At 60.4% G+C, this 24,171-nt stretch carries 18 protein-coding genes; 8 read left to right on the forward strand and 10 right to left on the reverse strand.

Annotated features, from left to right (window positions below; genetic code table 11):
• Positions 1-101: 101 nt before the first annotated feature.
• Together J2R78_RS09350 and J2R78_RS09355 are read right to left on the reverse strand one after the other, a co-directional pair.
• Entirely contained in the window at positions 102-6,701 is a 6,600-nt protein-coding gene (locus J2R78_RS09350; protein ID WP_253603974.1) for a shikimate kinase, read from the reverse strand.
• Positions 6,680-7,246 carry a hypothetical protein gene (locus J2R78_RS09355; protein WP_141713704.1) on the reverse strand — a complete coding sequence of 189 codons (567 nt, stop codon included), beginning with the start codon at positions 7,244-7,246 and terminating at the stop codon, positions 6,680-6,682. Before J2R78_RS09355 ends, J2R78_RS09350 begins: the two co-directional genes overlap by 22 nt.
• A 1,244-nt stretch (positions 7,247-8,490) precedes the next feature.
• Between J2R78_RS09355 and J2R78_RS09360 the strand changes: the two genes are divergently transcribed.
• A protein-coding gene (locus J2R78_RS09360) for an IS5 family transposase (RefSeq protein WP_141713710.1) occupies positions 8,491-9,254 on the forward strand; the annotation gives its coding sequence in 2 pieces (ribosomal slippage) (positions 8,491-8,826 and positions 8,829-9,254; 762 coding nt in all).
• 56 nt (positions 9,255-9,310) lie between these two features.
• Here the strand turns inward: J2R78_RS09360 and J2R78_RS09365 are convergent.
• Positions 9,311-9,613 (reverse strand): MarR family winged helix-turn-helix transcriptional regulator, encoded by a 303-nt coding sequence (locus tag J2R78_RS09365; protein WP_309144994.1) that lies wholly within the window; start codon positions 9,611-9,613, stop codon positions 9,311-9,313.
• On the opposite strand from J2R78_RS09365, the gene J2R78_RS09370 reads away from it, so the two are divergent.
• From J2R78_RS09370 to J2R78_RS09395, 6 genes are all read left to right on the forward strand, one after another.
• The gene (locus J2R78_RS09370; RefSeq protein ID WP_253588045.1) at positions 9,612-10,733 is read left to right on the forward strand and encodes an IS630 family transposase; all 1,122 of its coding nucleotides are present in this window, start codon (positions 9,612-9,614) and stop codon (positions 10,731-10,733) included. The genes J2R78_RS09365 and J2R78_RS09370 overlap by 2 nt on opposite strands.
• Before the next feature lie 335 nt (positions 10,734-11,068).
• Positions 11,069-11,566 (forward strand): hypothetical protein, encoded by a 498-nt coding sequence (locus J2R78_RS09375; protein ID WP_069277635.1) that lies wholly within the window; start codon positions 11,069-11,071, stop codon positions 11,564-11,566.
• A 28-nt stretch (positions 11,567-11,594) separates the two neighbouring features.
• Positions 11,595-12,764, forward strand: a complete 1,170-nt coding sequence (modC, locus tag J2R78_RS09380; protein WP_245313880.1) for a molybdenum ABC transporter ATP-binding protein — start codon at positions 11,595-11,597, stop codon at positions 12,762-12,764.
• Positions 12,765-12,774: 10 nt separating this feature from the next.
• Positions 12,775-13,452, forward strand: a complete 678-nt coding sequence (locus J2R78_RS09385) for a DUF2478 domain-containing protein (protein WP_069277634.1) — start codon at positions 12,775-12,777, stop codon at positions 13,450-13,452.
• Positions 13,453-13,795: 343 nt separating this feature from the next.
• The gene (locus tag J2R78_RS09390) at positions 13,796-14,350 is read left to right on the forward strand and encodes a peroxiredoxin (RefSeq protein ID WP_069277633.1); all 555 of its coding nucleotides are present in this window, start codon (positions 13,796-13,798) and stop codon (positions 14,348-14,350) included.
• A gap of 6 nt (positions 14,351-14,356) precedes the next feature.
• Positions 14,357-14,905, forward strand: a complete 549-nt coding sequence (locus J2R78_RS09395) for a carboxymuconolactone decarboxylase family protein (protein ID WP_069277632.1) — start codon at positions 14,357-14,359, stop codon at positions 14,903-14,905.
• A gap of 225 nt (positions 14,906-15,130) precedes the next feature.
• Here J2R78_RS09395 and J2R78_RS09400 read toward each other — a convergent pair whose 3' ends face one another.
• The 7 genes from J2R78_RS09400 to nifH all read right to left on the reverse strand — a co-directional run bounded on the left by J2R78_RS09400 (position 15,131) and on the right by nifH (position 22,682).
• Positions 15,131-15,427, reverse strand: coding sequence for a ferredoxin family protein (locus tag J2R78_RS09400; RefSeq protein ID WP_069277631.1), 297 nt, complete (start codon positions 15,425-15,427; stop codon positions 15,131-15,133).
• Between the two features lie 39 nt (positions 15,428-15,466).
• On the reverse strand, positions 15,467-16,774 hold the full coding sequence (locus J2R78_RS09405) for an FAD-dependent oxidoreductase (protein WP_253588051.1): 1,308 nt from the start codon (positions 16,772-16,774) through the stop codon (positions 15,467-15,469).
• Positions 16,775-16,787: 13 nt separating this feature from the next.
• Positions 16,788-17,897 (reverse strand): electron transfer flavoprotein subunit alpha/FixB family protein, encoded by a 1,110-nt coding sequence (locus tag J2R78_RS09410; RefSeq protein WP_253588052.1) that lies wholly within the window; start codon positions 17,895-17,897, stop codon positions 16,788-16,790.
• Between the two features lie 957 nt (positions 17,898-18,854).
• Complete coding sequence (gene nifW / locus J2R78_RS09415) at positions 18,855-19,196, reverse strand: nitrogenase stabilizing/protective protein NifW (protein ID WP_253588053.1); 342 nt, start codon at positions 19,194-19,196, stop codon at positions 18,855-18,857.
• 179 nt (positions 19,197-19,375) lie between these two features.
• On the reverse strand, positions 19,376-20,563 hold the full coding sequence (gene nifV / locus J2R78_RS09420; RefSeq protein WP_253588054.1) for a homocitrate synthase: 1,188 nt from the start codon (positions 20,561-20,563) through the stop codon (positions 19,376-19,378).
• A gap of 376 nt (positions 20,564-20,939) precedes the next feature.
• Positions 20,940-21,656: a nitrogen fixation protein NifQ gene (locus J2R78_RS09425; RefSeq protein WP_253588055.1), complete on the reverse strand. Its 717-nt coding sequence runs from the start codon at positions 21,654-21,656 to the stop codon at positions 20,940-20,942.
• 141 nt (positions 21,657-21,797) lie between these two features.
• On the reverse strand, positions 21,798-22,682 hold the full coding sequence (nifH, locus tag J2R78_RS09430) for a nitrogenase iron protein (protein ID WP_057018216.1): 885 nt from the start codon (positions 22,680-22,682) through the stop codon (positions 21,798-21,800).
• An 842-nt stretch (positions 22,683-23,524) separates the two neighbouring features.
• Here nifH and J2R78_RS09435 point away from each other — a divergent pair.
• The gene (locus tag J2R78_RS09435) at positions 23,525-23,938 is read left to right on the forward strand and encodes an ArsC/Spx/MgsR family protein (RefSeq protein WP_253603976.1); all 414 of its coding nucleotides are present in this window, start codon (positions 23,525-23,527) and stop codon (positions 23,936-23,938) included.
• Positions 23,939-24,171 lie beyond the last annotated feature (233 nt).

Here is a 24,171-nt window from a genome sequence, read left to right on the forward strand (position 1 = left end):
AGAGCCGTGGATACGACGCCGATCATCCCGCTCGAGGCGAAGAGACTGTTCGGCTCGATCCCTCGGGGCGATATCGACAATCAACCTTGTGAGCGGCGAGGTCATGGTGCCGCTCCCATGACATTGGCCGGTGTCCGGTCCGCGCCCCCTTCGCCGCAAAGGTGGGCACGCAGCGCGGCCACACATTGATCTGCGTTCTTGTTGTCACGTTTTTGACCGGGGACGATCGTGAGATCGGCAAGTTGATAGAACGGCGAGCGCTCGCTGATCAGCTGCGTGATCTTGTCCTTCCGGTCTTCGGTCTGCAACAGCGGGCGGGCGGTGTCACGACTAAGGCGTTTCCTGATCTCACCTTCGTCGGTATTGAGCCAGATCGAGACACCCTTCTCCGCGACGCGGTGCCGCGTCTCCTCACGCATGAACGCGCCGCCACCGGTGGCCAGCACCACCGGCCCCCGCTCGAGAAACTCTGCGATTGACCTCGCCTCGAGGTCCCTGAAATACTGCTCCCCTTTGGTTGCAAAAATCTCCGCAATCGGCATGCGAGCCGTCGTCTCGATTTTTTTATCGGTGTCGATGAAGGGCAGCCCCAGTCGACGCGCAAGAAACGGGCCGATGGTGGATTTGCCGGAACCGGGCATGCCGACGAGCACGATCGGCCGTCCGTCGAGGGCAGCGACAACTTCCTTTGCAGTCGGTGATCGCTCGGGCGTCGCGGTCTGTTGGGCAGATCGCAACCCGAGGGTTGCGCCGACGCCAGCTGTCCGCGCCCCTTCGATCGAAAAGTGGGGAATGTTTCTGACACCCTCCGGTATCGCAACTTCTTTGCAGACCTCGCGCACGCGCTGGGCGAGCTGCTCCATCTTACGGGGATCCGGTGCATCGCCTCTGCGCCGTCGCTGGAGTTCCTTGTACGTGTCGTGATTGGCAATTTTGGCCTTGTAGCTGCCCGGCGTATGGAACTCCGCCTCGAATCGGTAGCCATCCGGCGTGGCGAGCACAGTCTTCATGCCGACAAACGTCGGAGCGCTCATCCTGAACCAGTTGGTTGTGCTGATTTCGGCGTAGCCTTGCTCCTCAAACGCCAGAATGCCTTTCGTGAAGGCACGTGCAAAATCCTTGTCGGGCACTTCGAAGACATGGCGCACGGCGCTGCTGATCAGCAGTGAGGCGCCTTCGGGGGCATCATTCACCTCCATGAGTTGGTCTCTGAGGGAGCTTTCCGATCTTAACCGACGGTCGAGATGGGGCATCTTCACATCGATGCCCAACAGCTCAAGGTCCTTGGCAACCTGACGTGCTGCTACAGTGATCTCCTTCTCTTCGGCTGCGGCGCGCGCGACCTCGATTTGGGCGCGCTCTGAAGCCTGCTCGCGAGTTAGCGTCAACGTGATGGCAGAAGCCTCGGCAGGCTGTCGGCCAAAGCCAGGCAGAATCCCTTTCTCCGCAGCAAGATGAATAGAGGCCTCCATGATTGAAGCTGCCAATGTGGGATTGTCCTTCAGATCCTCCAGGGTCGTGTCGACATTGAACCGTCCGTGGTTGAGGGTCGCCGCCATGCTCTTGACATAGGGCACGGACTTCAGGCCTGGCGTCTGCTGCAGGAGCCCCTGGAGCCATTCGCTTTTCTTCATGAAGAGCTGGACACTCGTGTCGGACTTGAAGGCGTCCGTTCCGACCTTGATCCCGAGGCTCAGAAGATTGCTCGCGCTTTGCACGAGGTCATCGGCAATGTACCCATCCGGCCGCGGAGTGATGCGCGGAGGATAGTGGTCGAGCAAGGACTGGATGCGGTCGCGTGGGTGAGCGGCTGCCGGATAAGTCTCCGCCAGGCTTGGGAAAAGCTCCGCAAGCGCTGGGCTCACAGTCAGTTTAGTGTCGCTCACGCTTTCGGATGTTTCGGGCAGCATCTGCTCAGCTGTGCTCGCTGCCCACGCCTCGAGGTCGTTGACGAGCAACTCGGCAATTTCGTGGGCGACTGCATGGTCTGCAAGCTTGATCTCGGGCCTCGCTCTATCGAGCATGTGCTCGACATCCTGGGCGCTCACCTGCTCCTTGGTCAGCAATTGACGGATGTCGCGCTGAAGTTCGTGATGAAACCCCTCGTAAGTTCCAAAAACCGCGCGCTCAGCAAACCAACGCCGTGCTTGATGGGATTGCGCCAGAAAGCTCCGCTGCAGGCCGCTATAAATTTCCAACGCGTTCCGCGTCGCCGCGAGGATCTGGCTGGCACGACTGAATTGGTAATTGTTGCCCTCGATCGCCGGGGTATACGACTTCGGCGGCTTGAGCGAGCGAACTCCGCGAGCTTGTTCCTTCTCATCGAACTGGCGAACATGCTCATACAGCTGCGGCCGATCGCCGATGATAACGACGGTATCCCCGTCGAAGTCGCCGTCGAGCTTTTTCTGCTCGCCGGTCGGGACGGCGACCAACGACCCCGGAGCGAACACTTCGGTCGCCTGCAGGATACCCACACAGTCGACCGGCGTGTCTACGTTTGCACGGTCTTTGCGCTCGGTCCAGCTCGAATGGCACTTGACGTCTTCGGCCGACATCACCAGCCCGCGGTCCGCGTAGTTGGCCGGCCACATCCCATCCGGCACCACGATCAGAATGCCTTTGGCAAAGAAGCTCGGGTCGTCGGCCGCCAGCTCCTCCTGCGACTTCTGGGCGACACTGAAACTGTATTGCATGGCCACGCATCTATCGAGGAATGCCGCAGTCGGATCCCCGTCAGCTGCCGACCTGACTCGCTCGGCGGCGAGTGGGCGCAGGTTAGGCTTGTCATAGGGAGATCGCCCGATCAGCACGCCCCCCGTTCCCGTTAACGTCTCACTCTTGCACTTCGGCACATGGAGGTAATCATCACTGGACGGGACGGCAACGCCACCGGGAGCATCGATGTGGCCTGCCGTCACCATGCGAAACAGCTGCTCGCCTATCAGGCTTTCCCCTCCTCTGCTGTCCAGCCAGCTCTTGGCCTTTTCGCGAGCCTCGTCGGCCACCTGCTCACTGCGCGGATAATGTTGCAACGCCGAGGCAGGAACGGACGATCTCCTTCCCTCACCATAGGCCGGCATTCGATCGGGGCCTTCCTGGGGGCCGGCCCGGCGAATAGCGAGCATACGTTCGGCGAGCGAGGCCTTGATAAAGCCACAGCCATCATGCGGTCGCAAAGCAATCGGGCCTTCCGGTCCAGTCAATTTGAACGGATGCTCCTCGTTGGTAGGGCGGTCTGGCGTCAGCAACAGCTTGAAGGCGCCCTCCAGCGCGTAATCGTGAGGGCCCAGATCCTTGATTGCGGGTGGCGCCGCAAACCCCCTGCGCTGAGTATACCAATAGGCTTCCTTGAACGGGGCCCAGGCCCGCAACAGCTTCTCGAATGACGTCCCCGGCGCGGTTTCGGCATAGGGAATGGCGAGCAGTTTTCCCCCCGAAGACGGTGCTGCCGGTCCGCCTGGAGTATGGGCGGCGATTTCGAGCACGGTCGGTCTTGGTGCTTTCAACTTGCTGCCGCCGAACAGGTCCATGCGGTACGGCACCCCCTTGTAGGTGAGCGTGCGCGCCAGCATGAGGGCGCTCGGCTTTGCCGGCAGCTGGACGGCGACCACCTCGATCGCGCCTGAGGTCAGCCGATGAAAGATCGAGTATCGTGTCTCGGGCTCTGTGGCCAGTGGCCGTCCTTGCATGTCCACCACCGGCAACCGCATCAGACCCGCTTCGCCCTGTGGGGGCCTCGGCTCGTGATCCATGGCTCGCAATACCTCGTGGACATCGAATGTGGACGCAGGATATTTGTCCCGGATCGTTGCCGCGTTTTGCTCGACGAATGTGTCGAGCGCATCGACCGGGCTCTCCGCCTCGATCTGTGCGATCAGGTTCCAGCTCATGTTGGAAAGATCGCCCTGGATGAGGTCGCGCGTGCCGGCCAGGATCTCTTTGGTACCGTGCCGCAGCTCTTGCTGCCTCTTGCGCAAATCTGCCTTCTTGCCCTCGATAACCGGTCGCTTGAACATGTTCGCCAGGACTGCACGAGCCTTGAGCATCTGATAGATCGAGAGGGCAGGATTGCGACTCGCGCGCGGCCCACGGATGCGCTCTGCCGCGCTCGCATCGAAGTGTGCCTCGATCTTTTGCTCCACGATCGGTTGGACATCGTTCAGCAAGTGGAGAGCCACTCTGCGGTGCCAGCGCAGGTGCGGGCTGCGCGCCAGCGGCACCAGCGCGGCACAGAGATTGCCCATGGTTTCGAGGTTATTCTCAGCGGCAAAACCAGGGGCACGATGCAATTCGTTGAGCCGATCCAACCCGGTCGAGGCGAGCGAGCCAAGATCTTCGAATAGTCGAGCCTTCGCCAAGGCCTTGAAAATGGTGGCGATAGTCAGAACATCGCTCTGCTCCAGCCGATCATTGTCGTAGTGAAGGTGATGGGCCAGCTGATGTAAGCGATCCTTCAGCAGAGCGGTCTCTATGATCTCTCCCGCGTCTTCCCCTCTCGTGATACCTCGCCCCAGGGCATTGGCGATCATGTTGAACTCGGGCGTCGTGAAGGTACCGAAGCGTTGACCGCCCCGGCCTAGTCCGCGCGCGATGTCCACTACCGCCCGGTGACACGCCGGGTCGTCCGGCCACTTGCTGAAGCCATTTATCAGATGTGCCATTTGCTGCGGCGTGAAATCGGAGAGCGCGCGGCGACCGACCTCACCCGCGACCACGGCTGCGGAATGGCAAATGTCCTCGTCTTCCGGCCACTTGCTGAAACCGTTCACCAGGTTCGCCAGCTCCTGCTCATGAAAACGAGCGAGCCGGCGGCCGTCGTCACAGACCTCACGGGCGATTGCGAGGACGGCCCGGCCGGCATCGTCCTGGCCCGGCCACTTGCTGAAACCGTTCACCAGGTTCGCCAGCTGCTGCTCATGAAAACGAGCGAGCTGGCGGCCGTCGTCACAGACCTCACGGGCGATTGCGAGGACGGCCCGGCCGGCATCGTCCTGGCCCGGCCACTTGCTGAAACCGTTCACCAGGTTCGCCAGCTCCTGCTCATGAAAACGAGCGAGCTGGCGGCCGTCGTCACAGACCTCACGGGCGATTGCGAGGACGGCCCGGCCGGCATCGTCCTGGCCCGGCCACTTGCTGAAACCGTTCACCAGGTTCGCCAGCTGCTGCTCATTAAAACGAGCGAGCTGGCGGCCATCGTCACAGACCTCACGGGCGATTGCGAGGACGGCCCGGCCGGCATCGTCCTGGCCCGGCCACTTGCTGAAACCGTTCACCAGGTTCGCCAGGTCCTGCTCATGAAAACGAGCGAGCTGGCGGCCGTCGTCACAGACCTCACGGGCGATTGCGAGGACGGCCCGGCCGGCATCGTCCTGGCCCGGCCACTTGCTGAAACCGTTCACCAGGTACGCCAGGTCCTGCTCATTAAAACGAGCGAGCTGGCGGCCATCGTCACAGACCTCACGGGCGATTGCGAGGACGGCCCGGCCGGCATCGTCCTGGCCCGGCCACTTGCTGAAACCGTTCACCAGGTTCGCCAGGTCCTGCTCATGAAAACGAGCGAGCTGGCGACCGTCGTCACAGACCTCACGGGCGATTGCGAGGACGGCCCGGCCGGCATCGTCCTGGCCCAGCCACTTGCTGAAACCGTTCACCAGGTTCGCCAGCTCCTGCTCATGAAAACGAGCGAGCCGGCGGCCGTCGTCACAGACCTCACGGGCGATTGCGAGGACGGCCCGGCCGGCATCGTCCTGGCCCGGCCACTTGCTGAAACCGTTCACCAGGTTCGCCAGCTGCTGCTCATTAAAACGAGCGAGCTGGCGGCCGTCGTCACAGACCTCACGGGCGATTGCGAGGACGGCCCGGCCGGCATCGTCCTGGCCCGGCCACTTGCTGAAACCGTTCACCAGGTTCGCCAGGTCCTGCTCATTAAAACGAGCGAGCTGGCGGCCGTCGTCACAGACCTCACGGGCGATTGCGAGGACGGCCCGGCCGGCATCGTCCTGGCCCGGCCACTTGCTGAAACCGTTCACCAGGTTCGCCAGCTCCTGCTCATTAAAACGAGCGAGCCGGCGGCCGTCGTCACAGACCTCACGGGCGATTGCGAGGACGGCCCGGCCGGCATCGTCCTGGCCCGGCCACTTGCTGAAACCGTTCACCAGGTTCGCCAGGTCCTGCTCATGAAAACGAGCGAGCTGGCGGCCGCCGTCACAGACCTCGCGGGCGATTCTGATCGCCCCATTGCGGCATTCCGCCGCCCGGAGGTTCCGACCAAACGATAATGCGAAGAGCGAAAGCGCATTAGGGTCGACTTTCGTTATTAACGCATCTTCCAGCTGCGACAGCCGAGCTGCCAAGGCCCTGCAAGCTTCCACACCTGCACGACCACCGGCCTCTCGGCTCACCACGTTGCATGTTGTGGCGTACCCCCATGATCGCCCGGCGCGGATGTTTTCCTCCAGGCGCGAAACGAATTCAGTCTTGAAATCAACGGCGGCCTTTTCCAGAAACCTTTCATGGTCCTCCCGGTCCGCCTTTCGCAGCCTCTTGTCATGCTGCACCACTGCAGTTGAGAACGCACGGATGTCGCGAACGTGATCAAGGTCCCTCAGAGCTGCATTAAGTTCATCCGCACGTCTATAAGGACGCGCCAAGCTTGCAGCCCGGACGCTCTCGGCGCCTATATCTTCGATACGCTGCATTTTTGGTCCAGCACCCAGGTCAGGCACGGATTGCCTATGTCGAGAGAGCGCATCTGTCTGCGAGCTGGTAGCGGCTTGATCGCCTCGCCAGTGGTCGCCGCTTGAACGCCAGCTTGCTCCCCCAGGTACTCCGTCAAGATAGGATCCATACGGTCGTTCGGAGCTCGCACCTTGGACCCTCTGCGCGGCGACATCGTCAATGCGCTGCCTTCCTGGTCCGCCACTTCGGTCAGAGATGGATTGGCCATGCGGCGCCAGCCCGCCGGCGCGATCGGCGCGCCGACGGTCGCCATCCGAAGACGACGGGGCAACTTCCAGATTGGCTGCGCCACGATAAGTTCGATGGGCTCGCTCCGAGCTTCCAGGCTGAATTGGCTGCGCAGCGACACCGCCGATGCGCGAGCTTCCTGGCCTGTCACCCCGCTCGGAGGCGGATGGTGTATCTGGCGGGAGCCCACCTCTCTGCGAGCGCTCAGCCGTTCGGTCGGCACGCCACTGATTGCCATCAGAGTGCGCCAGGCGTGTTTCCTGATTTGCTGCGCCATTATAGGTACGATCGCTTCGTTCCGCACCTTCACGCTCGATTGGCTGCGCAGGCGCGTCGGCGACGCGCCATCTTCCTGGTCTGCTACCTCGCTCAGACACGGACGGCGTATCCGGCGGGCGTCTACCCACGTGCGAGCTTTGAGCCTCTCTATCGTCGCGCCAGAACTCTTCGCCACGCGGATGCGAGGCGCCCGCGTTTCGACCTGGTCTCCCACTGTAAATTCCATAAGGTCGCTGCGGGCCTGGGCCTAGGACACTCTGCGTGGGCACATCGTGGACGTGTCCCACTTCTGGTCCGTCTCCGCCGTGCGATGGGAGAGAGCGTCCTAGCGAGCCTTCCGCCTCTGGATCGTCGCGACGCACTTCCTTATCAGATCGCGACGAGCCGGATCCCGGCAAGGAGCCGAAACGACGACGGCTCCCACCGATTACGCCATGCAGCGCAGCCCCAAAGAGTCGATGTGCGCTGGCGGGAGGAGCGGCAAATCGGCCTGCACCGCTGGCGCGCTGCGCGCTGCGCGAGTATGAAGCATCTGAATCCTGAGGCTCAGAGCGCGTCTGCTCCACAACGGAACTGAATGATCGGCCCTCTTCGCCGGGGGCACAAGCCGATCTAGCGCTAGAACCGTCAGCGCCTTGACCTTCATCGGCACCAAATTCCGAAATGGGCGATGTGCCGCGCTCGTCAATGCGCCTCATAATCCTTCTCCAATGTAGCAGAAACTGTGCAGGCTGCCCTCACGAGCGCGATAGCCACGTGCCGGCTCGACCACTTGTCCTCGTCTTGGCTGACAGAGCTGGCTGAATGGGCGCCGGATTAGCAACGGCTGAGCGCATGATTTCGTCAATTGGATGACCCTTAGTGTCCGACCGAAAAATAAGTATGATGGTGGATGGCTTTCAACTGGCGGATAGGCTGATCGCGGCGAGAAGTTCGCGATATTCCAGCTATCAGCGGGAGCGTTCCCCGCTTGATCCCCTTCATGCCAAAACGGCTTCGGCAAATCTCGCACCCAGGTTGAGTCCGACGACGCCAGGCCCACAAATTGTGATGAGGGCCCCGGTCGATCCGCCGCAACCGCCCCTTGCCCACTGCTCAGACGTATTTGAAGTTGCTGCCGATCGGCGACGACGTTGTCAAGGGAAAGCGCGCCTTGCGATTGGCGCTGCGCTAGGCGGTGTAGACTCTAAGGATTCCCTTTTAGGAGGAAATCAGATTCAAGGCTGCTTTTGGGAGGCAGTCTTGGGTGTGATGGATCGTCTGGTGTTGAGCGATGCGGCTTGGGAGCGGATGGCGCCGCTGATCATAGGCCGGCCTGACCAGAAGGGCTCGACCGGGCGCGACAATCGGATGTTCGTGGAAGGTGTGCTGTGGATCGTTCGCACGGGCTCTCCCTGGCGTGATCTTCCGGAAGCGTTCGGGGATTGGAACAGCGCGTTCCGGCGCTTCAGCCGATGGAGTGCCAAAGGCGTCTGGTGGCGGATCTTCGAGGCAATGTCCGACGATCCGGACTTCGAATATCTGATTGTCGATTCCACCATTGTTCGAGCCCATCAGCATGCTGCCGGGGCCAAAAAAGGGGGTCTGAAGATCAAGCGCTTGGCCGTTCGCGCGGCGGCCTGAGCACCAAGATACATATGGCCGTTCGCGGCTTGGGATGTCCGGTACGGTTCACGATCACCGCAGGCCAGAAGGGCGATGCACCGCAAGCCGCCACATTGATCGAGGGATTGCCTGCCGAGGTTTTCATGGCCGATACGGCCTATGACGCCGATCACCTGCGCCAGGACATTGCAGCCAAGGGCGAGCTCGCCGTCATCCCCAACAACCCGTCACGCGCGCTCAAGTATCCGCTCGACAAGCATCTCTATGCCCAGCGCCATCTCGTCGAATGCTGCTTCTCAAAGCTCAAGCAATTCCGCCGCGTCGCAACCCGCTTCGAAAAGACCGCCCGAAATTACCTTGCCGTCATCACCATCGCAGCCATCGTCCTATGGCTGCGATAACTGTCCACACCGCCTAGTGGCTCTGCACAGTGATTTTGACGGGTTGCGTCTGGCGGTCAGAGTAGCTCCGGCAGGTGTTTTGGATCAACGAGGACCTCGATACTGCGAGGGGTCCTTGGCTGCCGTCTGATGAGGCCCTCCCGTTCCAGCGTCAGCACCATCTGGTGAACCGAGGGCGGGCTAACGCGGAAGTATTCCCGCATGTCGGTTTCGGCCGGGGGTCTGCGGTGCAGGCGCGTGTAGAGGTGGATGAAGGCCAGGTACTGCCCCTGTGTGGGCGTGAAGGGTTTTGCCGAAGGACTCACGCCGGCCATCCGATTCAGTTGTTGGTGCGTGCCTCGAACACGGAGGCATGCCATGAATGTACGCTATCGGGTCGACCTCAGCCAAATCGAGCGCACGGAACTCAAGGCGCTGCTCAGCGGCGGCAAGCATGCGTCCCGTAAGCTCAAGCGCGCGCAGATTTTGCTGGCTGCCGACACCGGCGGCAGCGATGAGGAGATCGCGCGGAGCGTCGGCGTGGGCGGCTCGACCGTGTACCGGACCAAGCGCCGCTTCGTGGAAGGCAATCTGGAGCGGGCGCTGAGCGATGAGCCGCGGCCCGGAGCGGAGCGCAAACTCACGGTCAAGGAAGAAGCCTTGTTGGTGGCGACGGCCTACGCCAGTCCGCCAGAAGGCCGGGCCCGCTGGACGCTTGAGCTGCTGGCAGGTGCGATGGTCAAGCTCACCGAACACAAGAGCCTGTCGCATGAGACGGTTCGGCGGCGCCTGGCCGAAAATGGCCTCAAGCCCTGGCGCAGGGACATGTGGTGCATTCCGCAGATCGACGGCGAATACGTCGCCCGTATGGAGGACGTGCTCGACCTCTACGCCGAGGCGCCAGATCCCAAGCGGCCGGTGGTGTGCTTCGACGAAAGCCCGGTGCAGCTCATCGGCGAGGCGCGTCAACCGATTCCGGCCGAGCCCGGCCAGCTCGAACGTTACGATTACGAGTACCGTCGCAACGGCACGGTCAATCTCTTCGTATTCCTCGACGTGCATCGTCCCTGGCGCAAGGTCAAAGTCACTGAGCGGCGCGCGGCTGAAGACTATGCCTCCTGCATGCGCGACCTCGTCGACATCCATTATCCCGACGCCGAGATCATCCGGGTCGTCCAGGATAATTTATCGACCCACTCCGCCGGCGCCCTGTATCAGGCCTTCCCGCCCGCCGAAGCCAGGCGGATTTTGCGACGGCTCGAGTTCCACTACACGCCCAAGCACGCAAGCTGGCTCAACATGGTCGAGATCGAGATCGGCGTCCTGCGGGGCCAGTGCCTCAATCGCAGAATCGACGCCCCCAAGCGGTTGCGCCGCGAAATCGCCGCTTGGGAACGGAAGCGAAATGCCGCCCGCTCTCGCATCAAATGGATGTTCACAACAGACAAGGCCCGCACCAAAATGGGCCGCGCCTATCCCGCGCCTTCCAAAGAGTCATAATCACTGTGCAGAGCCACTAGCCGGCGCCGTCGGGTCCGCTTTGAGGGGCGAATGTCACGGTCATGGTCTCTCCAACCCATTCTCGCCGCAAGGGCCGACAGTATCGTATCATCTTCAGCTTATATCACGTCCCTCCTGCATGGCCGGTTCACGACGCGGACGTCTGAAACTCGACCATACGATGGGGCGATTCCACACGCAGGGTGGGGGCCTGGCGAGCTTTATCATGGACGAAGCCCCCGCGCACCTGCTGTTATCCGGCACGCAGATTGCTGGGTGAGGAGCAAGGAGCCGCCGCGAGAAAAGCGGCCGTGCGGACCATCTTCCGAGTCCCAATGAGGCTTTTCCGATTGATTCTATTCGACCTGGCTTTGATGCTGCTTGCACCTGAAGTCGCAGAAGCCATGAATGCAGGCCTCGGCGCACACCTGACATCGGCCACCAGCGCCATGGCGCCGTTCGAGCGGATCGCCGGCCATGAGGCGGTGTCAAGCTCTGGGGATAGCCGACGCGTCCACAGCCAAACGACGCAAGGCGCGCGAGTCCAGCCGGCGGACGAACTGAGTCCGGCCAAGCTGGCTGAGGATTCCGCGATATTGGACGCCCGCCTTGCATGTGTGATCGGTAAGCGCTTGCGGCAGCGTTCGATTGGGACGATTCTCGATGACAGGGAGATGCTCAGGATGCCAGCCGTCGTAACGCCGTCGATCTGCAATGCTGCCGCGGCACCTTTTGGCCTCCTCGGGGCGGAACCGCCGCGCTGGAGCAAAACAGACTCGATTGTCGGCGGCATGGTGTTCATCGCCTTTGCAATCATTCTCGTCGTGATTTGATGAAAAGATGCAGCATAGGCGCGCGCACGTGAGAGAAGCAAAATCGGGCTATATAGAAGTCGCCTTCAACGGCACCCCCGCAAGCATCCCTTTGGATGCGCAATTCAGCGTGCCGGCCAAGGGCGTCACGGCGATTTTCGGTCCGCCAGGGTGCGGCAAGACCACTCTCGCGCGCTGCATTGCCGGCGTGCAGCGTATGCCGACTGGATTTTGCGGTGTCAATGGTGAAATCTGGCAGGACGAAACGACGTTTCGGCCGCCTCATCTGCGTCCGATCGCATATGTATTCCAGCGACCAATTCTTTTCTCTCATTTGTCCGTCAAGCGCACCCTTCTGTACAATGCGCCAAAATCGAAAGCGTCACTGATTGACCTTGATGGCGTCATCGAGTTGCTCGACCTGGCGCCGCTGCTTGACCGTGCGCCTTCACATCTTTCTGGTGCCGAGCGACAGCGACTTGCGCTGGGCAGCGCGCTGTTGTCCCAACCTCGGCTACTTCTGCTGGACGACCCGCTCATTGTGCTCGACCGACCCGCCAAGCATGAAGTTCTGCCCTTTATCGAGCGCATGCGTGAAGAGCTCACGTTGCCTATGATCTATATCTGCCACGACATGGCTGACGTCGAGCGCTTTGCCGACCATCTCGTCACGATGAAAGATGGCATTGTGACCGCGGCCGGGCCGCTGCATGCCGTCCAGAGCGATCCAGCGCTTGCTGCTCGAGGCGAATCGGCTGTCTGCGTCGATACCGTAATCGGCGGCTATGACGGGCGCTATGGGCTGATCATCCTGCGCCTCAAAGGTGCGCGTCTGTTGATACCTGGGCCACCGCTCAGACCAGGCGCGCAGCTAAGGCTGCGCATCGCGGCCGGTGATGTCAGCATTAGGCGCGAACCACCGCGCGCAAGCTCGATCCTCAATGTTTTTCCGGCACGGATCAAAGCCTCTCTGCCGTTCGACGAAGCTGAGGTCACGTTGGTCCTGGCGCTCGAAACCGGCCGTGCGGGCGTTCCCCTTTTGGCGCGCATCACTCGCCGCTCGTTTGATGAGCTGGGGCTCAGTAACGGAATGAACGTATTCGCCGAGGTCGCGCGAGCCTTGCCGGTCTCACCCCCCGAGCGGCTGCTCATAACGCCTGCGACACCAGTAGGAGATATTCCACAGAAAAGCGCTAACACGCGAAACGAACAGAAATAGGATCACGGCCATGATCGATAACCTTGATGACGTCGATCCGACAGCTGTGGCGGCGGTTCTCTACCAGCCAGAAGATGACGCCGACGAGCTCCTTGCCGATTTCGTCCAGGATCTCGCGCGGCATGACGTACGCGTCGGCGGCATCGTCCATCGACCCTTCAGGAATGCAAACGGCACGGACGTAATGCTCGCAATCGACGTTGCCACAGGGCGAGATATCTCGATTTCCCAGCTACTCGGCAGCGGGGCGGCGTCCTGTAAACTCGATACAAACGGATTGGCCGAGGCCGCAGTTGTCGTTTCCCAGGCGCTTCGCGACAAAGTCGATCTCCTCGTGATCAGCAAATTCGCAAAACAGGAAGCGGTTGGCTGCGGCCTGCGCGCTGAATTTGTTGATGCGATCACTCGGGGTACGCCGCTCCTGACAGCTGTTCCAAGAAAATGTCTTGCCGACTGGAGAGCTTTTACCGGTGATGTTGGCACGCTGCTACTTTGCGATCGTCAAGCCGTAGAGGAATGGTGGCGCGTTGTCTCCACGCGCCCGGGGCGACGCCGCGCCTTCAGCCCTAGCTGGAGCTATTTGGGGACGATGATACCGGACAGCTTGATGACGGCTGCGAGAATATCGCCGGCGTCGATTCCGGAATCGCCGATGAGGCTCCTTCGCCGCCCACGAAAACAGCCTTAGCATCAGCAGCCGTTTCACACTGTAAGCTGCTCTGCGAGGACGCCGTGAGTCCATTTTCGGTCGGCAAGTAGCCGTTTTCGAACAGCGGTTCAATCGCTGGTCGCGAAATTCGGTTGCTAACTTGGACTGCGGCAGCCCAATCGTCACGTACGCACCCGTCCATGACCTTTCAAACGATCGAGCATCGCATCCAGACAGCATGATTGGAGGTGGGATGTGAGGGCCGTCAGACCCAAGCCGCTGGTGATCTTAGTCGCGACAATCCGATCTTGACAACGGATGGCATATAGCTTGCTTCAGCAATGACGACACCACTTACGCAAAGCACACTTGTGAGGTCAGCATGCTCGGAATTGGAAGTCAGTTGCCGCCGTTCGAAATCACAGGCGTGAAGCCCGGCTTTCAGGCGCAGGAAGAAGAAGGACACAGCGCGTTCGAGACGCTGACCGAAACGAGCTTCCCAGAAAAATGGAAGATCATCTTTTTCTACCCCAAAGATTTTACGTTCGTCTGTCCGACCGAGATTGCTGAGTTCGGCCGGCTATCCAAGGAATTCACCGATCGCGACGCTGTGGTACTGGGCGGCTCGACTGATAATGAGTTCTGCAAGCTCGCCTGGCGGCGCTCGCATGCAGACCTGCACAACTTGCCGATTTGGCAGTTTGCCGACACAAAAGGAACCTTAGTCGACGGCCTCGGCGTACGTTCACCTGAGGGCGTTGCCTATCGCTACACCTTTATCGTCGACCCCGGCAACATAATCCAACACGTCTATGCGACAAATCTGAACGTCGGGCGTAGCCCCAAGGACACGCTCCGCGTTCTGGACGCGCTGCAGACCGACGAACTCTGTCCCTGCAACCGCGAAGTCGGCGGCGAAACGCTGAAGGTTGCGTGAGGCAGCATGTCGTCGATTGAGCAGTTGAATGAGACTATTCCCGATTTCGCCAAGGACGTCAGGCTTAACCTGGCGTCCTTGCTGGCCGATGATACGCTGTCGCCGCAGCGACAATACGGCCTGCTGCTGGCGAGCGCGATTGCCACTCGCAATGCAGACTTGATTGCCGCGATCGAAGCGGCAGCAGCTGCCGTGATGACGCCCGCGGCGATCGCCGCAGCGAAATCCGCAGCCTCTGTGATGGCGATGAACAATGTCTACTACCGATTCGTTCACCTCGCGTCCAACCCGGAATACAAGACCATGCCGCCACGATTGCGCATGAACGTGATCGGCAATCCTGGCGTGGATAAATCCGATTTTGAGCTGTGGTCGCTGGCGGTCTCGGCCATAAATGGCTGCGGTGCCTGCATCGACGCTCATGAGAAGACGCTGCGGACTGAGGGCGTCAGTTCCGGAGTGATCCAGGCTGCCGTGCGCTTTGCTGCGATTGTGCAATCAGTGGCGGTTGCGATCGAGGCCGCCGGGCGCGCCCCGTCCAAGCCGACGGGCTGATTCCTTTGTGCGGTCGGATCGACACCGCTTACGGCGCCACTCCATTGCGGCACGACCAATCCTCGGCATTCAAGCGAGCATGATATCCTCAATCTGAGTCTTGCGGGCATCTCCTCGGTTGCCTCGTTTGAATTTCATCTTAAGTGCAGACGAGCCAGAATGCGCCACAAAGGCGGCGAGATCCTCCTTGTGATGGCGATCTCACCGCCGCCTTTCGCTGCACTCTCAGCCAAACTTGAACAGCACGCCGTACCCGCCGCGCGGATGGCTCCATTTGATGTCGCCGGAGGGTTCAGCGATGACGCGGCAGGTGCCGCACTCGATGCAGCCGTCGACGGCTATCTCGACTTGGCCGTTGTCGTTAAGTTCGTAGCATCGCGCAGGGCAGGCTTTCAAAAGCGCAAGTAGCTGCGGCGACGGCGTGGTGTGCGGGCGCACGGTGACGTGAGGGCGACCGACATCGACAAGATAGCGGTTGTAGTACAGCTTGTCTTCGACGCGCACTGAGGGCTCGACATTCATTCTTTGGCCTTCCATTGTTCGATTTCACACTGTTGCCGGTCAGCGCCAGGCCCTGGCAAAACGGCACGCATCCCCGAACAGACCTGTCCATGACCGCGCCTTGACGAAGGATTTCAGGGTCACCTTCTCCTTCTCAACCTTCGGCGTACCGTCGACGCGTACAAAGTTCTGAAGCGCCTTGGAGATAAGCTGCGGATAGGTAAGAAAGAAGTTTTGCGAATGGGTGTGCATCAGCGTCGGCATGTCTTTGTACTTCTTGAGGTCTTTGATGACGAAGGACTCGTCCAGCATCTTCTTGTAGAGCAACAGATTTTTTGCGGTCATCGGCTCGCGGCGCGATTTGACCTGGGCGATCGCTTCGGCCGCAATGCGGCCTGAGGTCATCGCAAGATTGGAGCCTTCGCGATGAATGGCATTGTTGAGCTGTGCCGCATCCCCCACCACCACCCAACCCTCACCGTAGAGCTGCGGGATTGCTTTGTACCCGCCTTCAGGAATGAGATGTGCCGCATATTCCTTGACTTCGGAACCTGCGATCAGCGGCGCCACGGAGGGATGCTGCTTGAAATGATCGAGCATGCCGTAGGGTGTCTGGCCGGTGCGCTGGAAATCGGCGACGAGGCAGCCGATGCCGAGCGAGATGCACTCCTTGTTGGCATAGATGAAACCCATTCCGGTCATGCCGCGGGAAATGGTACCGGCAGCCTCGATCACGACGCCTTCGTCGCCCTTAAGATTGAAACGCGCCTCGATCGTCTCGCGAGGCAAAAAGTGCATTTCCTTCACAGCGAGCGCGACATTATCGGGTGTCGGCCGCGCGCGCAGGCCCGCCCGCGTGCCGAGGAGACCATTGACCCCCTCGGCCAGCACGACGACGTCGGCGTGTATTTCGCCGTCGCGGCGATCCGTACGAACTCCGACGATCCTCTCATGGTCGTCCCGTACGAGCTCCGTGACTGTCGTCTCGCACAGCACGGTCGCGCCGGCCTCCCGCACCTTCGAGGAGAACCATTTGTCAAACTGCGCGCGTATGATCGTGTATCGGTTCGGCCGCTCCTCGTTGAAGTCATCCGATCGGTAGTGCACGCCGACATGGGAGCGATCGTCCATAATCCAGAACCGCTGTTCGACCAGATGGCGTTCGAGCGGCGCCTCCTCGCGAAACTCGGGTATCAGCTTTTCCATCATGTCGGCATAGAGGATTGCGCCCTGCACATTCTTCGATCCGGAATATTCGCCGCGCTCGAGCTGCAGCACCTTCATGCCGTGCTTGGCCATGGTCAACGCCGCTGCGTTGCCGGCCATACCGGCTCCGACAACGATCGCATCGAACCTCTCTTCAATCATCACATCATCTCCTCTAGACCGCGAGCCGGGCGCGCGAATTCGGCAAGAGCCTGGCGCGAAATGCGGCCGTCAGCGACGGGAGCAACTGCATGGCATCACTGACGATCGCGACATGAGCGAAATCGAAGATCGGTGCGTCCTTGTCGGTATTGATCGCGACGATCAGGTCCGCCCCCTCCACGCCGACCCTGTGCTGAATTGCGCCGGAAATGCCGGCGGCAATGTAGAGCTTTGGCCGGATGGTCTTGCCGGTCTGGCCGATCTGCCGGTCAGACGTCACCCATCCTTTTTGCACTAGAGGACGCGAGCAACCGTACTCGGCGCCAAGAAGAGTTGCTAGCTCTCGCACCAGCCGAAAGTTCTCGGGCGATCCCAGTCCCAAGCCGCCGGCGACGACGACATCTGCATAAGCCAGATTTGACGTTTCGGAATCGCGATCGGGAATGAACGTGAGCACTTTCGTGACGATATCGTCTTCGACAAGACCGAGCGGATGGATGATGATGCGAGCGGCGTCGCGGACGACACGCTCCGGCATCGGCATGACGCGCGGCCGGACGGTTGCCATCTGCGGACGGTAGTTCAAGGTATAAATCGTGCACAGCAACGAGCCGCCAAAGGTCGGACGCGTCGCTGCAAGCGACCCATCTGCGTCGACATCGAGCGCGGTGCAGTCGGCGGTGAGCCCCGTCGACAAGGTGGTCGCCACCGAACCTGCAAGATCGCGACCGAGTGTCGTCGCGCCCAACAGCAGGATTTCAGGCTTGTAGGTGTTGACGAGTTCGGTTAGCGCTTTGGTATAGGATTCATTTCGGTAATCCGACAAAACATTATCGCTCACGAGATAGGCCAGATCGGCGCCATAGCAAAACGATTCAAGTGCGGCGTTACGCGTCGGCTGCCCCTCCGGACCAATAACGACCGCGGCGAGGTTCACCTTCAGCCTGTCGGCAAGTCTGCGCCCCGCCCCCATCAGTTCCCAGGAGACGGGATGCACTTGGCCGCGCTCCTGCTCGACAAAAACCCAGACATGCTTGTAGGCCTTAAAGTGCTCCGGCAGTTCCTTTTTGGCCGCGGCGCGGCCGGCCGCCGGCGGCGCAGCCGTTTTGGTGACATTGCTCATGTTTTAAATTCCCCTCAATAGTGCGCGCGCCCGCGCCACAGGATTGGTTTCCAGTTCGGTTGGCTGAAGATCAGTTTTGCTCAGCAGATGGCCGGCTGCACGGTGGTTCCGCCTGCTCGGTGCGGCCCGACCGCGCAACGAGAGGCGTCGCTCGGGGCGAACGCACGGAGCGGGCCAGATTCCGAGAGGGCCTGGAGACAGGCTTCCTGTGGGCTCCGTTCGACAAGCGCCAGCGAGGCGGCCAGGCCGCTGCGATCACCCTGGTTGACCCTGTCCATGCTTGAGTACGCGGGCCCACTTGCTTCGCAAGAGCTGCACCTCGCTTTCGGTCCAGCGCTCCACATCGGCAGTAACGACCCAGGTGATCTTGCCCCCGCGCTATCGTGCGATGAGTGCTTGGCCGCCAGCGCTGGTGACTCGCGTGGGCCACCGTTGTCCACTCTTTTTGCCGCATGTTGCTATCGGCCGTGGGGTAGATGTAGATCTGCGCACAAGCGGGCACCCGCCTGATGCTGACGAAGATGTGCATACGCTCCCCAATTGAAGCGTGGACGGGCGGCTTACCCGTTGGCCGCCCTCGCGGGCTCCATAGTGGCTTTAATCGCATCAAAAGCCATCTCGCTTGGCACTGCGTGAGCGTGAGCCACGTAATGTTGCCGTACAACTCGGTAGGCAGTAGACGTAACGTGAAAGGTCTTCCTTCAGATCTCATTTCGGACGGCTACCATTTATTGCATCGATGACTGGATCGATACGACAACAGCAAGTGTCGTACCAGTTGCAAGAACCAAGTAAATCGGGCGAAATCAACGGCTTATGAGGCACTTGGAACGACTGCCAATCCCAGGACACGATCCGTTCGGACAAGGGTCGGGAATACGACAGCGTCGCGCGAGTCCTGGCGGAGAGAGTTGATGGAAGGAGACGAAGCCTGCACGAGGAGCCGTCAGCGTAAGATCATTTCAGCTCGCTCAATGGGACAAAGGCCGTCGGCTTGCCACGGTCTGCGACGGCATCCTTCAAGACCTTGAACACCCGCTGCTCGATTGGCGACGATGCCACGAAGTCGGCATAGGCCTGCTCCAGCATCGCTTTGCAACGAGCTCTGATGTCCGGCTCTGCGACACCAGCGAATTGCTCATTGGCAAAGTATTGTCCCATGCGCTTTAGGATGTGAAGGCGCGCGACATCGACGATCATAGGGTCGTAATCGACGCCCAGCAGTGAAAAAAACTCTTCCGCCGACGAAGCCTTGCTGAGCCGATCCAGGATACCGGCTGCTGGGTGCGAGTTACTCATCGAAAAATCTCCTTTGAATCAGCGGGTGAACGGTCGGCGAAAACGCGGCAGAGCCTGGTCATCGTAGTGCATGCCCCTCGCGCAACATGCGGAGGCAAGCCAGTGTTGCCGCCGATCAACGATTCCGTCCTCGCGCGCTTGGTCTTGAGTGTATCCTAGACGTTGCTGGGCGGGGCTGGTCACGCCGGGTGGGTCGCCAAGCATCCGCACACATCGCGCCAGATCGCCATCACGGTTTCGCGCTCGACCGGTAGCTTGTGCTCGACGGCATGTTGGCGTGCTTGCGACAGGATCTGTCTGGCCTGATCGGTGCTGGCGACGAGCTGTAATTCTTTGAGCAACGCGGTGATCGCCGACAGCCCGGAATGCTTGCCGATCACAAAACGGTTGCGGCGCCCAAGCAGAACCGGATCAAGCGCCTGGTAGGTGCGTTGATCCTTCAAAAGGCCATCCACATGAATGCCCGATTCATGCGTAAACACATGCTCTCCGACGATGGCCTTGTTCAGGGGAATCGCACGTGCGGCTGCGGCTGCAACCACCGCAGCGACGTTCTCGAGCTCCGACAGTATGATGCCAGTCTCGCGGCTATAGAGCTGCTTGAGCGCGACCGCGACCTCCTCGAGCGGTGCATTTCCGGCCCGCTCGCCGAGGCCGATAACGGTTACCGAGGCGTGGCTTGCGCCGGCCTTGATGGCGGAGAGCGTATTGGCGGTTGCGAGACCAAGATCATCGTGACCATGAAACTCGAGTTCGAGATCCGTGGTCGCACGCAAATTTCCAACCAGCGCGAAGGTTGTGTCCGGGTCGAGCACACTGAGCGTATCGGCAATGCGAAATCTACGCGCTCCCGCCGCTTTTGCCGCTGCTACCAGTCTGATGAGGAAATCGATGTCGGCGCGGGAGGAGTCCTCGCCGCCGACAGCGACCTCAAGTCCCTGCTCACGGGCATAACCTACTACTCGCTTCACTTGTTCCAGCGCCAGCTCGCGACGTCCGCCAAGCTTGGCCGCGATCTGCACATCGGAACTTGGGATCGATATATTGACCATGGACACCTTCGCTTCGATCGCGGCATCGATGTCCGCTTGCCGCATCCGGCACCAGCCTATGGTGGTCAGCGGAAGCTCCGCTTCGACGATTGTGCGGATAGCGGCGATCTCCTCGTTGCCCATCGCGGGCGTTCCCGCCTCGATCTCCGTCACACCCGCGCGCGCCAAAGCCTGCGCGATCGCCAGCTTTTCCTCGGTGGTGAACGCAACACCAGGCGCCTGCTCGCCGTCGCGTAATGTCGTGTCGTTGAGCACGGTTGGCCGGACGTGCGCCTGCTCGGACCAAGGCGGTTTGGCGGTGGTGGTGGCGGCCATCACGAAAGGGCTCCTCATTGTTTTCGACCTAGAGCGCTTCAGCAACCCGCATGCCAGCCCGCCATCGTTGACAACCCGTTGAAAATGATACGCTCTTCTCCTCGGCTGACCTTCGCAATTGGATTGTCGCAAACGCGACAGGTTCACGAAGCGGACGCCTCACCTTGCCTCTTGCCTCGCTGAACTCGAATGTTGACGCGATTGCACTACGGGATGCGGAAAACGTTGCGAATCCCCTCTGGCTCGGCATCGCCTTGGACCTCATAGTTGCGTCCGCATCGAATGGCGTTAGCCTCGCTCTTCAGCTCCTGCGAAGTTCGCCAAAGCCCGCGATGCGTTATCAGATGACCGGGAGATCGAGGAACCTTGTGGCAACTCAAATAGGCCAGTCGCCACTGACTTCCGGGCGAGCTGCCTGCAACAGAAGGTCGCGCCGGCGCTCGGCCATCCGACTCTCGCCGCTTTCTTCGCCGAAGCAGAGATTGAAGTCGTTACATTGTGTGCACACGGGCGTGGTGCACATGACGAGGCCTTCATCCTCGCATAGCGAGCGGTAGAAGAAGCGCTTCCAGCGCATATTGTTGATATTGCGCGCGGCGAGGGGCGCGAAGTGGCGGCTTAGTAGTCGCGAGAGTTCGCCACGATTGCGCAATCCGAGATCTTCCCACAGGTGATCTGGCTCTATGGAGCGGCGGGCGATCATCGCGGCCAGCCAGCCGCCGATATGCCCTTCCGTCGAGCGTTGCTTGAGTAAGAGATCGCGCACCATCGAGATTTCGTCATTTTCATCGCACTTAGACGCCAGGAGCTGCTCCGAGATCTTGACCTCAACCGACGGAAAATAGAGCCCCAGCAGGGCCGCCAGCTCGTGGCCGGACAGACCGGCCTTCTCGGGAAGCGCACCACCATCCATCGAGGCGGCCGCCAGGATCGACGCCAGGACATGGCAATCGAAATTGCTGTCGGTGACAATGTCGGCATCTTCAGGAGGCACGCCAATAAGCGCTCGGTAGGTTTCAATTCCTCGCTGCACATCGCTGCTCGCATCGACGGCGCAAGCAGCCATAAACGTAAGGAGGTGCGTTTCGGGCATGATGTTTTTGGGCTAAGCAGTCACGTTTGCCCCGCCCCGTTCTGGCTGGTCGAGTGCTGTTAGAGTGCCGGTCTCCCCGGATGGGGGGTGAGGGAGACCGGCATCCGTCGCGCGCCTTCAACAGGCCGCGACCCGAGACCCTTATGAGGCCGCGAGTTCGGCGGCGGTCTTGCCGATGATGGATTCGTCGACGGCCTTCATTATGCCATGCTCCATCAGCATGTCCTCGAGCTCGTCCATAGAGATCGGGGTGGGAATGATGCCCTTGCCGCCATTGTTGTGGATTTTGGTTGCAAGATTGCGATAGTGATCGGCCTGCTGCGACTCGGGCGCATACTCGAGCACCGTCATGCGCCGCAGCTCGGCATGCTGCACCACATTGTCGCGCGGCACGAAGTAGATCAACTGAGTGCCTAACTTCTTCGCCAGCGCCTCCGCCAGCTCCAGCTCCTTATCGGTCTGCCGCTCATTACAGACCAAGCCACCCAGCCGCACGCCACCCGAGTTGGCGTATTTCAGGATGCCCTTGGAGATGTTGTTTGCGGCATACATCGCCATCATTTCACCCGACATGACGATATAGATTTCCTGCGCCTTGTTCTCGCGGATTGGCATCGCGAAGCCCCCGCAAACGACGTCGCCGAGCACATCGTAGGAGACATAGTCAATGTTCTCGTAGGCGCCGTTCTCCTCCAGGAAATTGATCGAGGTGATGACACCGCGGCCGGCGCAGCCGACACCCGGCTCAGGACCACCGGATTCCACGCAGCGGATGTCCTTGTAGCCGACCTTCATTACATCCTCGAGTTCGAGATCCTCCACGCTGCCGGCGCTCGCTGCAAGACTCAAGATCGTGTCCTGCGCCTTGGCATGCAGGATCAGGCGCGTCGAATCCGCCTTAGGATCGCATCCCACAATCAGGATTTTCTGGCCCATTTCGGCCAGTGCCGCCAACGTGTTCTGGGAAGTGGTCGACTTGCCGATGCCGCCCTTTCCGTAGAACGCGATTTGTCTCAGTGAAGACATTTAGTTCTCCATCAACCGATTTGCCAAAAGTTGCGTGCTTCCTACACGCGAGCTTGTTTCTCTTTCAGAAACGGGGCACACGGGTTCAAGGGAAGGAGCGCATCGCTCGTCTTACGCGTCGGCGTGCACCCAGCCCCTCACTCAGTGTTGCTGCCGGTGAATAGCAACTGCCATGCCAACGCTATCCAGGCTCATTAAGCTTCTGATTAGGTTCTAAAAAACCAACTGTCCGTTGAGTAGCCCCAAGACGTTTTGGACGGACAGGATCTTCGCGCCTGTCAGAAAACGAACAACGGCAACACCCATCAACCGAAAAGCCGCAGCTTGGCATGACCTCATCCAATGCCCTTAAATGGAACGGGACTTGCTCCCTTTCTTGCAAGGCGGTGGTCGGCAATTTGCGAAGAGTGAAATGCAGGTCGAAGTCGGAACATCCAAGTGGCCTGGCGAGGGTGTTCGTGGGTCGAGGATGACGAAATCAATTGTGCGGCAGAACTCGCGATCCAGCTGATCAGATTGACGCATGACCTTACGGCAGCTAGAAGCACGCGGCCGCCTGCGGATCGAAGCTAACTGGGTCCTGTTTCGAGATTCGCTATGAGACATAAAAGGCCGATGCTCGTTGATAAGTTGGCGCGTCAATTTCTAGCTGGCTCGGATCTTGCTCGTTTGCGAGCCACCGCGGGAGATCACGGCCGTCGATCGCACTAACGCCAGCGCACGCACGGTACGGTGCTTACGCCACTGACGGGCGATGGTGCGCAACGGTGTCAAAATGCGCTTTCGGACGTAGCGGAATTGCCGCCGACCGTTCAGCTCGGCGCGGCCACATGAGGTACACCATGGCGACAATCCTTTTTTATCGGAAGCCAGGCTGCGTCACCAATGCGCGTCAGATGCTCGCGCTGAAGGCCGCTGGCCACGACCTGATAGCCAAGGATATATTGAAGGAGCCATGGGCTGCGGAGGACTTGCGACGCTTCTTCGGCAGTATGCCGATCGCATCCTGGTTCAACCGAGCCGCGCCTCGTATCAAGTCGGGGGACATTAATCCTGACACAATCGACGCCGCGAGTGCGCTCGCGGCGATGCTGGCAGATCCGCTCCTGATCAGACGACCGCTGATCAACGCCGACGGTGCAAGATGCGCCGGTTTCGATCATGAACTCGTGCTGTCGCTTCTTGGTCGGGATACGCAAGATGATCTTGAGGGGTGCTCCCACGAACAACAGGACACCCACTGTCCATCGTGGTGAGGAAACGATCGATCATACTACTATTGCCGCCGACCAATCCGAACAACGATCCTCCCACTCCTGTCCATTTTCAGAATGGCTGACAGTACTTCGCTGAGGATGGCCGGCGTGCGTGGCTCTTCGTAACCAGCAGCGCCCAGGCTGCTCGGCTTGAATACGACCTTTCCATCGCCCGCTTGTGTGAAACCGCCGCAGCTCGATCGCGCTTATCGCACATGATGGCTTCAGTCTGA

This window comes from Bradyrhizobium sp. USDA 4538 (assembly GCF_024171045.1).
Classification (GTDB): Bacteria; Pseudomonadota; Alphaproteobacteria; order Rhizobiales; family Xanthobacteraceae; genus Bradyrhizobium; species Bradyrhizobium australafricanum.

Excerpts from the sequence above, each read along its gene's own strand:
- J2R78_RS09390 (WP_069277633.1), top strand. The coding sequence starts at position 13,796 with ATGCTCGGAATTGGAAGTCAGTTGCCGCCGTTCGAAATCACAGGCGTG.
- J2R78_RS09410 (WP_253588052.1), bottom strand. The coding sequence starts at position 17,897 with ATGAGCAATGTCACCAAAACGGCTGCGCCGCCGGCGGCCGGCCGCGCC.
- J2R78_RS09425 (WP_253588055.1), bottom strand. The coding sequence starts at position 21,656 with ATGCCCGAAACGCACCTCCTTACGTTTATGGCTGCTTGCGCCGTCGAT.
- J2R78_RS09365 (WP_309144994.1), bottom strand. The coding sequence starts at position 9,613 with ATGGCATGCCTCCGTGTTCGAGGCACGCACCAACAACTGAATCGGATG.
- J2R78_RS09385 (WP_069277634.1), top strand. The coding sequence starts at position 12,775 with ATGATCGATAACCTTGATGACGTCGATCCGACAGCTGTGGCGGCGGTT.
- J2R78_RS09370 (WP_253588045.1), top strand. The coding sequence starts at position 9,612 with ATGAATGTACGCTATCGGGTCGACCTCAGCCAAATCGAGCGCACGGAA.
- J2R78_RS09395 (WP_069277632.1), top strand. The coding sequence starts at position 14,357 with ATGTCGTCGATTGAGCAGTTGAATGAGACTATTCCCGATTTCGCCAAG.
- J2R78_RS09375 (WP_069277635.1), top strand. The coding sequence starts at position 11,069 with ATGAGGCTTTTCCGATTGATTCTATTCGACCTGGCTTTGATGCTGCTT.
- J2R78_RS09350 (WP_253603974.1), bottom strand. The coding sequence starts at position 6,701 with ATGCAGCGTATCGAAGATATAGGCGCCGAGAGCGTCCGGGCTGCAAGC.
- nifH (WP_057018216.1), bottom strand. The coding sequence starts at position 22,682 with ATGTCTTCACTGAGACAAATCGCGTTCTACGGAAAGGGCGGCATCGGC.
- nifV (WP_253588054.1), bottom strand. The coding sequence starts at position 20,563 with ATGGCCGCCACCACCACCGCCAAACCGCCTTGGTCCGAGCAGGCGCAC.
- J2R78_RS09355 (WP_141713704.1), bottom strand. The coding sequence starts at position 7,246 with ATGGCGCAGCAAATCAGGAAACACGCCTGGCGCACTCTGATGGCAATC.
- nifW (WP_253588053.1), bottom strand. The coding sequence starts at position 19,196 with ATGAGTAACTCGCACCCAGCAGCCGGTATCCTGGATCGGCTCAGCAAG.
- J2R78_RS09400 (WP_069277631.1), bottom strand. The coding sequence starts at position 15,427 with ATGAATGTCGAGCCCTCAGTGCGCGTCGAAGACAAGCTGTACTACAAC.
- J2R78_RS09405 (WP_253588051.1), bottom strand. The coding sequence starts at position 16,774 with ATGATTGAAGAGAGGTTCGATGCGATCGTTGTCGGAGCCGGTATGGCC.
- J2R78_RS09435 (WP_253603976.1), top strand. The coding sequence starts at position 23,525 with ATGGCGACAATCCTTTTTTATCGGAAGCCAGGCTGCGTCACCAATGCG.